General features: G+C 76.6%; 12 protein-coding genes. 9 read left to right on the top strand and 3 right to left on the bottom strand.

The features are described from left to right. The first annotated feature begins 174 nt into the window (after positions 1-174). Complete coding sequence (gene glmM, locus LZF96_RS00820; protein WP_233864607.1) at positions 175-1,599, top strand: phosphoglucosamine mutase; 1,425 nt, start codon at positions 175-177, stop codon at positions 1,597-1,599. A 367-nt stretch (positions 1,600-1,966) separates the two neighbouring features. Here glmM and coaA read toward each other — a convergent pair whose 3' ends face one another. Further along, positions 1,967-2,905 (bottom strand): type I pantothenate kinase, encoded by a 939-nt coding sequence (gene coaA, locus LZF96_RS00815; RefSeq protein ID WP_233864940.1) that lies wholly within the window; start codon positions 2,903-2,905, stop codon positions 1,967-1,969. A gap of 376 nt (positions 2,906-3,281) precedes the next feature. Here coaA and LZF96_RS00810 point away from each other — a divergent pair, with 376 nt between their 5' ends. The 4 genes from LZF96_RS00810 (at position 3,282) to tsaE (ending at position 7,538) form a co-directional block, all read left to right on the top strand. Continuing rightward, a complete protein-coding gene (locus tag LZF96_RS00810; protein WP_233864602.1) occupies positions 3,282-3,650 on the top strand; it encodes a holo-ACP synthase in 369 nt (122 codons plus the stop codon). A gap of 210 nt (positions 3,651-3,860) precedes the next feature. Further along, entirely contained in the window at positions 3,861-5,381 is a 1,521-nt protein-coding gene (locus LZF96_RS00805) for an NAD(P)H-hydrate dehydratase (RefSeq protein WP_233864600.1), read from the top strand. A gap of 79 nt (positions 5,382-5,460) precedes the next feature. Beyond that, positions 5,461-6,687 (top strand): alanine racemase, encoded by a 1,227-nt coding sequence (gene alr / locus LZF96_RS00800; RefSeq protein ID WP_233864598.1) that lies wholly within the window; start codon positions 5,461-5,463, stop codon positions 6,685-6,687. Between the two features lie 227 nt (positions 6,688-6,914). Continuing rightward, entirely contained in the window at positions 6,915-7,538 is a 624-nt protein-coding gene (tsaE, locus tag LZF96_RS00795) for a tRNA (adenosine(37)-N6)-threonylcarbamoyltransferase complex ATPase subunit type 1 TsaE (RefSeq protein WP_267940265.1), read from the top strand. Between the two features lie 58 nt (positions 7,539-7,596). On the opposite strand, the gene LZF96_RS00790 is transcribed toward tsaE, so the two are convergent. Next, a complete protein-coding gene (locus LZF96_RS00790; protein WP_233864596.1) occupies positions 7,597-8,283 on the bottom strand; it encodes a hypothetical protein in 687 nt (228 codons plus the stop codon). A 295-nt stretch (positions 8,284-8,578) separates the two neighbouring features. Between LZF96_RS00790 and tsaB the strand changes: the two genes are divergently transcribed. The 4 genes from tsaB to LZF96_RS00770 all read left to right on the top strand — a co-directional run bounded on the left by tsaB (position 8,579) and on the right by LZF96_RS00770 (position 11,363). Then, entirely contained in the window at positions 8,579-9,274 is a 696-nt protein-coding gene (tsaB, locus tag LZF96_RS00785) for a tRNA (adenosine(37)-N6)-threonylcarbamoyltransferase complex dimerization subunit type 1 TsaB (protein ID WP_233864594.1), read from the top strand. Positions 9,275-9,303: 29 nt separating this feature from the next. Then, positions 9,304-9,858 (top strand): ribosomal protein S18-alanine N-acetyltransferase, encoded by a 555-nt coding sequence (gene rimI / locus LZF96_RS00780; protein ID WP_233864936.1) that lies wholly within the window; start codon positions 9,304-9,306, stop codon positions 9,856-9,858. Positions 9,859-9,864: 6 nt separating this feature from the next. Then, on the top strand, positions 9,865-11,031 hold the full coding sequence (gene tsaD / locus LZF96_RS00775) for a tRNA (adenosine(37)-N6)-threonylcarbamoyltransferase complex transferase subunit TsaD (protein WP_233864588.1): 1,167 nt from the start codon (positions 9,865-9,867) through the stop codon (positions 11,029-11,031). 71 nt (positions 11,032-11,102) lie between these two features. Continuing rightward, a complete protein-coding gene (locus LZF96_RS00770; RefSeq protein ID WP_233864934.1) occupies positions 11,103-11,363 on the top strand; it encodes a hypothetical protein in 261 nt (86 codons plus the stop codon). Positions 11,364-11,888: 525 nt separating this feature from the next. Here the strand turns inward: LZF96_RS00770 and LZF96_RS00765 are convergent. Next, on the bottom strand, positions 11,889-13,067 hold the full coding sequence (locus LZF96_RS00765) for a methyltransferase domain-containing protein (RefSeq protein WP_233864932.1): 1,179 nt from the start codon (positions 13,065-13,067) through the stop codon (positions 11,889-11,891). Between the last annotated feature and the right edge of the window lie 162 nt (positions 13,068-13,229).

Here is a 13,229-nt window from a genome sequence, read left to right as displayed (position 1 = left end):
CCGGCCCGCGAGGGCCCGGGGAGCGGGTCGGCCGTCACCGACGCCCCGTCGGCGGTTCGCCGCCGACGGGGCGTTCGGCGTTCCGTTCCCCTTTGTGCCGATTGTCGGTCGAATGACATTCCGGGGATAGGGTTGGCGCAGTGGGGGCCGCCCGCAGCACGTTCGGAGGAAACAGTGGCACGACTCTTCGGTACCGACGGGGTTCGCGGTGTCGCGAACGTCGAGCTGACCGCCGAGCTGGCGCTGGGCCTGGCCGCCGCGGCGGCCGAGGTGCTCGGTGACCGCGATCGGCTTCCGGACGGGACGGACGGCGCGACCGGCCGTCCGGTGGCGGTGGTCGGCCGGGACCCGCGGGCGTCCGGGGAGTTCCTGGAGGCGGCCGTCGTGGCCGGTCTCGCGGGTCGGGGCGTGGACGTGATCCGTCCCGGCGTGCTGCCCACCCCCGCCGTGGCGCACCTCACCGACGCGCTCGACGCCGACTTCGGCGTCATGCTCTCCGCCAGCCACAACCCCATGCCGGACAACGGCATCAAGTTCTTCGCCCGCGGCGGTCGCAAACTGCCCGACGCGCTCGAGGACCGGATCGAGGAGCGGTACCGGGGTCTCACCGACGGCACCCACCGCGACCTGCCGGTCGGCGCCGGCGTCGGCCGGGTCGTGGAGCGGACCGAGGTCGCCGAGCGCTACCTCGACCACCTCGCCTCCGCGCTGCCCCACCGCCTGGATGGCCTGACCATCGTCCTGGACGCCGCGCACGGCGCCGCCTCCACCATCGCCCCGGCCGCCTTCGAGCGGGCCGGCGCCCGCGTCGTCACCATCGGCGCCGAGCCCGACGGCCTCAACATCAACGACGGCTGCGGCTCCACCCACCTCGCCCCGCTGTCCGCGGCGGTCCTTGAACACGACGCCGACCTGGGGATCGCGCTGGACGGCGACGCCGACCGCTGCCTGGCCGTGGACGCCGCCGGCGAGGAGGTGGACGGGGACCGCATCCTCGCCGTCCTCGCCGTGGCCATGCGTGAGGCCGGAACCCTGCGCGGGAACACCGTCGTGGCCACCGTGATGTCCAACCTCGGCTTCAAGTTGGCGATGGAGCGCGAGGGCATCGAGCTGCGGCAGACCGCCGTCGGTGACCGCTACGTGCTGGAGGAGATGACGGCCGGCGGCTTCACCCTCGGCGGCGAACAGTCCGGGCACGTCATCGCCCTGGACCACGCCACCACCGGCGACGGCACCCTCACCGGCCTGCTGCTCGCCGCCCGGGTCGCCGCCACCGGCCGCTCGCTGGCCGACCTGGCCGGGGTGATGACCCGACTGCCGCAGGTGCTGGTCAACGTGCGCGGCGTGGACAAGGCCCGGGTGGGCGAGAGCGCCGGTCTCGCGGCGGCCGTCGCGGCGGCCGAGCGCGAACTGGGATCCGACGGTCGGGTCCTGCTGCGATCCTCCGGCACCGAGCCGCTGGTGCGGGTCATGGTCGAGGCCCCCGACGCCGGGCAGGCCCGCCGACTGGCCGACGAACTGGCCGAGGTGGCGCGCGTCGAGCTGACGCCGGGCGCCGCGGCGCACGGTTCCGTGAACGGCTCCGTGCGCGCCGGCTGAGCCGGGCGACACCGGGCGGCGGGGCCCCGGGAGCCACGGCTCCCGGGGCACCGGTGCGTCGGGGGCCGGGATCGGCCCGGGCGGCCCGGGCGGCCCGGGCCATCGAATCCGACGTGACCGGTCCGGGTGGTCGGGGCGGCCGGGGCCGGTCCGTCCGGCCCGGGGACACCGGCCCGGGACGGGCACGGTCGGGGAAGCCGTGGCGGGGGCGCCTGCCGGTGATCCGCTGCCGGTGGTCCGGCGTCGGTGGACCGGCCCGGGGCACCCGGCCGACCGTGTGCCGGTCGGGCACGGGGAGACCCCCCCCCGGGGCCGGTGCCGGGACCGGTGCCGGCCGGTCGGGAGACGCCACCGGCGGGGCGCCGATTCAGATCTTGCGCAGTGACAGCCGACGCACCGTGTGGTCCGGCCCCTTGCGCAGGATCAGCGTCGCCCGCCCCCGGGTGGGCTCCACGTTCTGCGTCAGATTGGGGCCGTTGATGGTCGCCCAGACGTTCCGCGCGTAGGCCAGGGCCTCCTCCTCCGGCACCCGGGTCCAGCGGCGGAAATAGGAGTGCGGGTCGCGGAACGCCGTCTCGCGCAGTTTGCGGAAGCGCTCCAGGTACCACTCACGGATGTCGTCGGGACGCGCGTCCACGTACACCGAGAAGTCGAAGTAGTCGGCGAGCGCGACCCGGGTCCGCCCGTCCCGGCCCGGCAGCGCGGGCTGCAGGACGTTCAGACCCTCCACGATGAGGATGTCCGGGCGCCGCACCACCAGCCGCTCATCGGGCACGATGTCGTAGACCAGGTGCGAGTACACCGGGGCGGAGACCTCCTCCCGGCCCGCCTTCACGTCGGCGACGAACCGGGTCAGGGCACGCCGGTCGTAGGACTCGGGGAACCCCTTGCGCTCCATCAGGCCGCGCCGCCGCAGTTCGGCGTTGGGGTGGAGGAAACCGTCGGTGGTCACCAACTCCACCCGGGGGTTCTCCGGCCCGCGTCCCAACAGCACCTTGAGCAGCCGGGAGACGGTGGACTTGCCGACCGCCACGCTGCCGGCCACGCCGATCACGAACGGCGTGCCGCGACGCCGCTCCTCCCCGCCGTTGCCCAGGTCACCGAGGAAGGTGTTCAGGGCGCCGCGCAGACCCCGGCCGGCCTCCACGTAGAGGTTGAGCAGTCGGGCCAGCGGCAGGTAGACCTCCCGCACCTCGTCCAGGTCTATGACATCGCCCAGGCCGCGCAACTCCTCGACCTCCTCGGCGGAGAGCGTCAGCGGGGTCCGCTCGCGCAGGGTGCTCCACTCGGCACGGCTCAGATCCACGTACGGGCCGGTGGGGCCGCCGGCGCGCCGGGGCCGGGCGCCGTTGGTCGGCCGGGGGAAGGCGTCGTCGGTGGGCTGCGGACCGGCGGATCGCGGCTCGGCGGGAGCCGTTCCGGCCGGTCGGTACGAGGGCTGCTGCGGGGAGGGGACCACCCCACCATTGTCCGTGCCGCCGGCGCACCGCCCCGGGCGGGGCCCGACTGCGGCACCCGACCGGGACGTTCATGCCGGTGGGAGGGCCGGCGACGGCTGCGGGCGCGGCGTGGGGAAGACGTCGGGGGAGGCACGGGGAGGGCGCGCCGCTACGCTGCCCCATGGCAGGCGGCACCGGCCCGGCGGGGTGGCGCGGAACCGGGAACGGGACAGGGAGTCCGGCGTGATCATCGGAGTGGGCATCGACGTGGCCGGCATCGACCGCTTCGCCGAGTCGCTGCGTCGTACCCCCCGGTTGGCGGACCGGCTCTTCGTGGACGCCGAGATGTGGCTTCCCGACGGGGCGCGGCGCGGCACCGCCTCCCTGGCCGCCCGCTTCGCGGCCAAGGAGGCGCTGGCGAAGGCGTTGGGGGCTCCGCCCGGCCTGCGCTGGACCGACGCCGAGGTGAGCACCGACGACCTCGGTCGCCCCCGGCTGACGGTGCGCGGCACGGTGGCGGCACGTGCCGAGGCACTCGGGGTGCGGCACTGGCACGTGTCGCTCAGTCACGACGCCGGGGTGGCCTCGGCCGTGGTGATCGCCGAGGGGTGAGCGGCGGGCGCCCGCCCGCCCGCACGGGGGACCGGGCTTTCGTCCGCGACGCCCTCGTGTTCACCGCGACCGCGCGGACCACCTTTTCGTGATGTGCCCGCCTTTCCCCGGGCCGTCCCGCCCTTGTGCGCCCTTCCGGCGTCGGGGCGACCCGACCCGCCCAGGGTCGGGCTCCCCGCCCCGCCTCCACACGGCGGGCAGACTGGGCGGATGCGTACCGCGTATCGCGTCGAGACCGTTCGCGCCGCCGAGCGCGCCCTCATGGAACGCCTCCCCGACGGAACCCTGATGGGGCGGGCCGCCGCCGGGCTGGCCGCCGTCTGCGCGCGGCTGCTGCGACCGGGGCCGATCACCGGCGCCCGGGTGGTGCTGCTGGTCGGCACCGGCGACAACGGCGGTGACGCCCTGTGGGCCGGCGCCCGGCTCGCCGCGCGCGGGGTCGCCGTCACCGCCGTCCTCGTCGATCCCGACCGCGCGCACGCCGCCGGCCTGGCGGCGCTGCGCCGAAGCGGCGGGCGGATCCTCGCCGTCGACGACGCCCTCGCCGGGGGAGGGTCGCCGCGCGTGTGGGGTCGCCCCGGAGGGGGGCGGAACGGTCGGCCGGCTCTGATCGTGGACGGCCTGCTCGGCATCGGTGGACGCGGCGGACTCCGCCCCCCGGCCGCCGAGTTGGTGCGCCGGGCGGCCGGCACCGGCGCGCCGTTGGTGGCGGTGGACCTGCCCAGCGGCGTGGAGGCGGACACCGGCGAGGTGCGGGGCGAGGCCGTGAACGCCGATGTCACCGTCACCTTCGGCACCCACAAGCCGGGTCTGCTGGTGGCCCCGGCCCGGTACCGCGCCGGGGTGATCCACGTCGTGGACATCGGCCTGGGCCCGGAGCTGGCCCGACTCGGCGGGGAGGCCGGGCCCGAGGTGGTGGCGCCCGAACACGCGGACATCGCGGCCCTGTTGCCATCCCCCGGGCCGGAGAGCGACAAGTACCGCCGGGGGGTGGTCGGTATCGCCGCCGGCTCCGAGCGGTACCCCGGCGCGGCCGTCCTCGCCGTCTCGGCGGCGCTGCGCGGCGGAGCCGGCGCGGTGCGGTACCTGGGGCCGCCGGCCGGGGCGGTACTGGCCCGGCACCCCGAGGTGCTGGTGGGACACGGTCGGGTGCAGGCGTGGGTGGTCGGCCCCGGCCTCGACGACACCGCCGAGGGACGGGAGCGGCTGGCCACGGCGCTGGCCGACGACGTGCCGACGGTGGTGGACGCCGACGCCCTCACGCTCTTCCGCGACGCCCTCCCCGACGACCGCCGCGCCCCGCTGGTCCTCACCCCGCACGCCGGCGAGGCCGCCCGGCTGCTGGGGGTGGACCGTGAGGAGGTGGAGGCCCGCCGGCTGTGGGCGGTGCGCGAACTGGCCTCCCGGTTCGGGGCGACGACCCTGCTCAAGGGCTCCACGACCCTGGTGACCGTGCCCCCGACCGAGGGCCCCCCGCCACCGGTGATCGCGAACCCGACGGGCACACCGTGGCTGGCCACGGCCGGCACCGGGGACGTGCTCGCGGGGCTGATCGGTTCGCTGCTGGCCGCCGGCCTGGCCCCCGGGGAGGCGGCGATGGCGGGGGCGTACCTGCACGGGTTGGCGGCGCGGCTGTGTCCGGAGCCACCGGTGGCCTCGGACGTCGCGGAGGCTCTGCCGGCCGCCCGACGGCTGGTCGCGGAACCGGACCCGGTCACGCCGTCCGGCTGATCATCGACCCGGTGCGGGACGGCGCCCGGATGCCGACCGGGAAGGGGCGCCCCCGGCGGGCTCTGGAAGACTGGGGAAGATGAACGCGCACCACACCCCGGCTCCCGCCGTGGCCGCCCGGCCCGCCGGCCCGGGCGGAAGCCCCGTCGACGCCCCCGCGCCCTCCTCCCGGGTGCTTCCCCGGGTGCGCGCCGAGGTGGATCTCGCGGTGATCCGCGACAACGTGCGCGCCCTGCGCGCCACGGCACGCGGCGGCGCCGGCGTGATGGCGGTGGTGAAGGCCGACGCCTACGGCCACGGGGCGGTGCCCTGTGCCCGGGCCGCCCGCCGGGCGGGTGCCGACTGGCTGGCCACCGCCACCCCCGAGGAGGCCCTGGCGGTACGCGCGGCCGGCGACACCGGGCCGTTGCTGTGCTGGCTGTGGACGCCCGGTGGCCCGTGGGCCGAGACGATCGCGGCGGACATCGACGTCTCGGTCGGCGGCGCGTGGGCGCTGCGCGAGGTCACGGCGGCGGTGCGCGCGCTCGGTCGTCCCGCCCGGGTGCAGCTGAAGGCCGACACGGGTCTGGGGCGCGGTGGCTGCGCGCCGGCCGACTGGGCCGACCTGGTCGCCGCCGCGCGGGCGGCCGAGGCGGAGGGACTGCTGCGGGTGACCGGGGTGTGGTCCCATCTCGCCTGTGCCGACGAGCCGGGCCACCCGTCGATCCCGCCGCAACTCGAGGCGTTCCGTGCCGCGCTGGAGGAGGCCGAGCGCGCCGGGCTGCGCCCGGAGGTGCGGCACCTCGCCAACTCACCGGCCGCGCTGTCCCTGCCGGAGACCCACTACGACCTCATCCGGCCGGGTCTGGCGGTCTACGGCCTGTCCCCGGCGCCCGAGTTGGGCCTGCCGCGCGATCACGGGCTGCGGCCGGCGATGACGCTGCGCGCGGCCCTCGCCGGCGTCAAGCGGGTGCCGGGTGGTCACGGCGTGGGCTACGGCCATCACTACGTCACCCCCGGCGAGACCACCCTCGGCCTGGTGCCGGCGGGATACGCGGACGGGGTGCCCCGGCACGCGTCGGGCACCGGGCCCGTCCTGGTCGCGGGCAAGTGGCGGACGATCGCCGGCCGGGTGGCGATGGACCAGTTCGTGGTGGACCTCGGCGGTGACCCGGCCGAGCCGGGGGACGAGGCGGTGCTCTTCGGCCCCGGTGACCACGGGGAGCCGACCGCCGAGGACTGGGCGCGGGCCTGCGGCACGATCGGGTACGAGATCGTCACCCGGATCGGCGCCCGGGTGCCCCGGGTGTACCTCGACGCCGACTGAGCCCGGGCCGGTGGCCGCCGCGCGGTCGGGATCGATCCGGTCGCGGGGCGGACCGCGTCCGATCGGTCGCCCACCGGTCACGTCCTCTTTCGAGCCGTTCTCTTTCGTCGGAGCGTGATCGGCCGCCCGCCGATCCCGTAGCCCGGCTCCACCCGGTCCGGGAGCCGGCTGTCCGGCCGGGCCGAGGGGCGACGGAGGGGTGCCCGCCGGCGCGTACGATCCGAATCATGACCGATCCCATCGTTTCCGGCGTCCCCGTCTCCGCCGCCGCGACGCCCCCCGACCCCGCGGGAGCCGACCGACTGACCCTCACCGTTCCGGACCCGGCGGCGATGAACCGCCTCGGTCGCGCGCTGGGCGGCCTGCTGCGCGCGGGGGATCTGGTGGTGCTCGGCGGCGAGTTGGGAGCCGGTAAGACCACCCTGACCCGGGGCGTGGGAGAGGGCATGGGGGTACGCGGGGCGGTCACCTCCCCGACCTTCGTCATCGCCCGGGTGCACCCGTCCACGGGGGCCGGTCCGGCGCTGGTGCACGTGGACGCCTACCGGCTCTCCGGCGGACTGGAGGAGATGGAGGACCTGGACCTCGACGTCTCGCTGACCGACTCCGTGGTGATCGTGGAGTGGGGCGAGGGTCGGGTGGAGGAGTTGACGGAGGACCGGCTGCACGTGCGGATCGAGCGGGCGACCGGTGCGGAGGGGCCGGAGGGCGATGCCCGCCGGGTCGTGATCGAGGCCGTCGGCGGGCGCCGGGGGCTGCCGGATCCGGAGCCGCTGCGGCGAGCCGTCGCCGACCCGGCGCCCGGGGGCGGGGGACCGGCCGGGGCGGTGAACGGGACGGCCGGCGGGTGACTCCCGCCGGCCCACCGCCCGACAACGCATGCGATCACGTTCGACGGAACCGGAACGTTCAAGGAACGACCACGACCGGGAAACCGATGGTCGCGATCGACCACATGATCTCGCCGTCCGCGGCGGACTGGCGGATGCCGCCGGTCCGCTCGGTGCCGTCGGGGTCGGGGATCGAGCCGTCCTCGGCGGTACTGAACCCGATCACGGCGTCCCCGACGGAGGTGAAGACCACGACATCGGTGATCGCCACGCCGTCCGAGCCGGTGGTGGCCTCGGCCCGCCAGGTCACCTCGTACTCGCCGGGCCCGGGGCGTACCGGGCTGGGGTACACGGTGTGGCTGTGCACGACGGTCTCCCCGTCGGGGCCCGCGGCGTCCGTCGCCGTGTCGTCGGCCGTCTCGACCAGCCACACCCGCTGCTCGCCGAGGGAGTAGACCACCCGGGCGCCGGTCCCGGAGTCCGGGGGAAGCGGCGGGTGGGCGGAGTCCCCGGCGGCGCCCCCGTCGCCCCCCGCGCCGTCGTCACCGGTGTCGCCGCCGTCGGCCGGGTCGCCGATCGGGGCGTCGGCCGGGTCCCCGGTGCCGTCCGTCCCGTCCGCCTCCCCCGGGGTCGCGGTGTCGTTCCGGGGCTCCACCGCGCCGGCGGCCTGCCAGGCGAGGAACCCCACGATGGCCAGGGCCACGGCGGTCAGGGTCACCACGAAGATGGCCGAGGAACCGCCGGTACCGCCAGAAGCACGTGCCACGATGCGCTGCCGCCTTCACCGGAGAGAGGGGTGGTCGGGAGGGATGGGGAACCGGGAGGGATGGGAGTTCGGGGGAAGTCCGGGTTCGGATGGTTCGGATGGTTCGGACATCTCGCCGGTGGGAGGGCGCACCGGTCACGGGATGGGCCACGACTCGATCGGGAACGGTCGAAACCGACCGCGCGCGACCGGGTGCGATGGTCGGAAAACGACGTTAGCAGCCCGCCGGCCGCCCCCCGGCACGGTGCGCCCGGCGGGGCCGGGGCCGTCCCCCGCACGCCGTAGGCTGTGGGATGTGCTGCTGCTCTCCATGGACACCGCCACCCCCGCCGTCACCGTCGCCCTGCACGACGGTGGCCGGGTCCTCGCCGGATCCGTTCGGGTGGACGCCCGGCGCCACGGCGAGCTGCTGCTCCCCGGTATCCACCGCGTGCTCGCCGAGGCAGGGCGGAGCATGCCGGAGGTCACCGCGCTGATCGTGGGCACCGGCCCCGGCCCCTACACCGGGCTGCGGGTCGGTCTGGCCACCGCCGCGGCCATCGGCTCCGCCCTGGGGATCCCCGTGCACGGCGTGTGCACCACGGACGCCATCGCCTACGCCACCGGCCGCGAGGAGCCCTTCGTGGTCGCCACCGACGCCCGCCGCCGCGAGGTGTACTGGGCCCGGTACGACAACGCCCGCGCCCGGGTCGAGGGCCCGGCCGTGGACCGTCCCGCCGACCTCCCCGCGCACGTCACCGACCTGCCCGCCACCGGCGCCGGCACCGTCCTGTACCCCGACGCCTTCCCGCACCGCCTCGCCGACGGCCCCGAACACGCGGACGCCGGCGCCATGGCGGCCCTGGCCGCCGAACGGATCGCCGCCGGCCTGCCGCTCGACCCGCCGCGGCCGTTGTACCTGCGCCGCCCCGACGCCCGGGTGCCCGCCGGCTACAAGGTCGTCACCCCCACCGCGCCCGCTCCCTCGACCGGGGCCGGGGACCGGCGGTGACCGCCCCCACCGGGGCGCGGCTGCGCCCCATGCGCTGGTGGGACATCGAGCCGGTGCGGGTGCTGGAACACGAGCTGTTTCCGGAGGACGCCTGGACCGTCGCCATGTTCTGGTCCGAGCTGGCCGGCTGCGGCGGCCCGGCGCCGCTGCGCCGCTACACCGTCGCCGAGGCCCCGGACGGCTCGATCGCCGGCTGGACCGGCCTGGCGTTCGCCGGGGGAAGCGCCGACGTGCAGACCATCGCCGTCGCCCCCCACCGGCAGGCCGCCGGCCTGGGTACCGTCCTGTTGCGCGACCTGCTGACCGCCGCCGCCGACCTCGACTGCCGGGAGGTCTTCCTGGAGGTCCGCACCGACAACGACCGCGCCCGCCGGCTGTACGAGCGGCACGGCTTCGAGCCGATGGGCGTGCGACGCGGCTACTACCAGCCGGGCGGCCACGACGCCCTGGTGATGCGCCGCGACCACACCCGCCCGCTGCCGCCGGCGCCCCGCCCGCGCGCCCCCGGTGTCGACGGGACCCCGGACACCCCGGCGTCCGCCGACCGGCCGACGCCCCCCGCACCCACCGATCGGGAAGCATGACCGACCATGGCTGACGAACCACTCGTCCTCGGCATCGAGACCTCCTGCGACGAGACCGGCGTCGGCGTCGTGCGCGGGCACACGCTGCTCGCCGACGCCGTGGCCTCCAGCGTCGACGAGCACGCCCGCTTCGGCGGCGTCGTACCCGAGATCGCCGGCCGGGCGCACCTGGAGGCGATCGTCCCGACCATCGAGCGCGCCCTGGACCGGGCCGGCGTCGCCCCCGGCGACCTGGACGGCGTGGCGGTCACCGCCGGGCCCGGCCTGGCGGGCGCGCTGCTGGTCGGCGTCTCGGCGGCCAAGGCGTACGCCGCCGCGCTCGGCAAGCCGGTGTACGGCGTCAACCACCTGGCCTCGCACATCTGTGTCGACCAGTTGGAGCACGGCCCGCTGCCGGAGCCGACGATGGCGCTGCTGGTCTCCGGCGGGCACTCCTCGCTGCTGCTGGCCCCCGACATCACCACCGACGTGCGGCCGCTGGGGGCCACCATCGACGACGCGGCGGGCGAGGCGTTCGACAAGGTGGGCCGACTGCTGCACCTGGGCTTCCCCGGCGGGCCGGTCATCGACCGGCTGGCCCGTGAGGGCGACCCGGCCGCCATCGCCTTCCCGCGCGGCCTGACCGGGCCGAGGGACGCGCCCTACGACTTCTCCTTCTCGGGGCTGAAGACGGCCGTGGCCCGATGGGTGGAGGCCCGCCGGGCGGCGGGCGAGGAGGTGCCGATCGCCGATGTCGCCGCGTCCTTCCAGGAGGCGGTGACCGACGTGCTGACCCGCAAGGCGATCCGCGCCTGTCGGGACGAGGGCGTGGACCATCTGATGATCGGCGGCGGGGTGGCGGCCAACTCGCGGTTGCGGGCGATGGCCGAGGAGCGCTGCGCGGCGGCCGGGATCACCCTGCGGGTGCCGAGGCCGGGGCTGTGTACGGACAACGGCGCGATGGTGGCGGCGCTGGGCGCGGAGATGATGACGCGCGGGCGCGCGCCCTCCGGCTGGGACCTGCCGGCGGACTCCTCGCTGCCGATCACCGAACCGTCGATCCCCGCCGAAACCGGGGCCGAAGCCGGGGCCGGGATCGGGTCGGCCGGCCACCCGCACGGCCAGGGTCACGATCACGTGCACGAGACGAGCCGGCGCAACCTCTACGAGGAGACCGGGGGAGGAGCGGGATGACGACCGACGGGAGCACCGGGGAGACCGCCGGCGGGGAGCCGGACACGGCCCCGGTCGGCACACCGACCCTGATGTGGGAGGCGAGGGCGGTCCCCGGCCGGGCCGGGGACCTGCTCGCCTGGGCCCGGGCCCAACCGTTGGACCCGCCTCCGGCCCGGCGGGAGACCTTCGTCGCGCCGGGTGATCGGGTGCTCGTCATCACCTGGTGGGACGCGGTGCCGGGGGGCGGCCCGGCGGAGATCCCGGAGCTCCCTTCCCCCGACGGGGAGTTGCTGGCGCGTCCGGTGCACCGCTGGCGCTTCACACGAGTCGCCGGGGAGCCCACCGACTGACGGTCGGGCACCGCCGGGGTTCGTCCGATGCGCTGTCGTCCCCGGCGGGCCGCCGCCGTGAGCGCCCGGGTGTCGGCCGGCGTGAAGCCGGTTCGGTCCCGGCCGGGACGGGACCGGTGAGGGGTGGTTCTCCCGGGGCGTGTGGCGCCGACCGGTCTCCGGGCGCGGCGCGGTTCGGCCGTTCCCGGTGCGTTCCGGGTACGGCGTGGTTCTTCCCGGTCGTCGCGGTGCCGCCCCGACCGCCGGGACGGGGTGATCCCCCCCGTTCCGGGCGTGGCGTGGTTCTCCCGGGGCGTGTGGTGCCGACCGGTCTCCGGGCGCGGCGCGGTTCGGCCGTTCCCGGTGCGTTCCGGGTACGGCGTGGTTCTTCCCGGTCGCCGGCCCCCGGGGCGGGGTGGTCCGGTCGTTCGGGGCGTGGCCCGATTCCTCTCGGCCGGCGTGGCCCGGTCGCCGGGCCGTTCACCGACCCGTTCCGGCCGCCGTGCCCCCTGCTCCTCCGGGGGCACGGGAACCCGGCACCGCCGGTCACGTCCCCGGCGGTGTCCCGGGCGCTTCCCTCAGCGGCCGGGTCACCAGTACCAGCGGCCGTTCCCCCACCCGGGTCACCACCAGGGTGCAGGCGTTCGGGCCGCGCGGCGCCAGCCTCCGGCGCAGTTCCTCGGGGGTCATGGCGAAGCCGCGCTTCTTGATGGTGAGCGTGCCGACCCCGCGCTCCCGCAACAGCGCGCGCAGTCGCTTCAGGTTGAACGGCAGCACGTCGGTGACCTCCCAGCCGGCCGCCCACGGGGTGTGGACGGCGACATCCGAGGTCAGGTAGGCGATCCGGGGGTCGATCAGTCGGGCGCCGATGATCCGGGCGACCGCGCCGACCAGCCCGGCCCGGATGACCGCGCCGTCCGGCTCGTACAGATACCGGTCCACGGGGCCGTACTCGCCGTCCGCCTCGGGGTCGGGGGCGGGTGAGCCGTCCCCGGTGACGCTGTGGCCGCCGGGCAGGAGGGTGGCCCGGCGCGGCTGTGCCGCGCCGGTGCCGAACCACAGCACGGCCTCCTTGACCTCGCCGCCGTCGGAGACCCACTCGGTCTCGGCGTCCGGGGGCAGCGCCTCGTGCGGGATGCCCGGGGCGATCTTCACGGCGGCGAGCGGGGCCCGTCGGGCGGCGTCGAGCGCCCGGGACAGGGGCGGGGAGTACGCCTCGGGGTCGAAGGTGCGCCCCCGGCCGTCGCGCCGGGCGGGGTCGATGAAAAGGGCGGTGCCGGGGCCGGTGACGTCACCGACGGTGCCGGGGTCGGTGACGTCACCGGTCACCACCCGGATCCGGTCGGCGAGGCCCAGTTCCTCGGCGTTGGCCGCGACCACGGCGCAGGCCAGGGGGGAGCGGTCCACGGCGACCACCTCCAGGCCGGCCCGGGCCAGGGCCAGGGCGTCCCCGCCGTTGCCGCAGCACAGGTCCACGACCCGGGTCGCGCCGGCGCCGGCGAAGCGTTCGGCCCGTCGGGCGGCGACGCCGGCGCGGGTGGCCTGTTCGACGCCGTCGGCGGTGAACCACATGGTGTCCGCCTCGGCGCCGAACTTGGCGCGGGCCCGGACGCGCAGTCGGGCCCGGGTGAGGGCGGCGGCGACGAGTTCGGCGGGGTGGTCGCGGCGCAGCCGGGTGGCGAGGGCCAGTTCCTCGCCGGGGGCGTGGTCGCGGACGGCCTCCATGAGGCGGCGACCGGTGTCGGTGCGCAGGGCGTGCAGCAGGCGGACATCCCGTTCCTCGGGAGACTCCGCCCCGTCCCGGTCGCTCCCGTCGTCGTCGCGGTGCCCGTGGAGGGGGCCGGGGGCGGTCCCTCCGGCGCCGGGGGAGTCGGTCGGGGCGCCGCG

Source organism: Streptomyces sp. ST2-7A, assembly GCF_021390475.1.
Lineage (GTDB): Bacteria > Actinomycetota > Actinomycetes > Streptomycetales > Streptomycetaceae > Streptomyces.
Note: the sequence above shows the minus strand (reverse complement) of the source record. Positions and strands in the feature narration are given on the sequence as shown.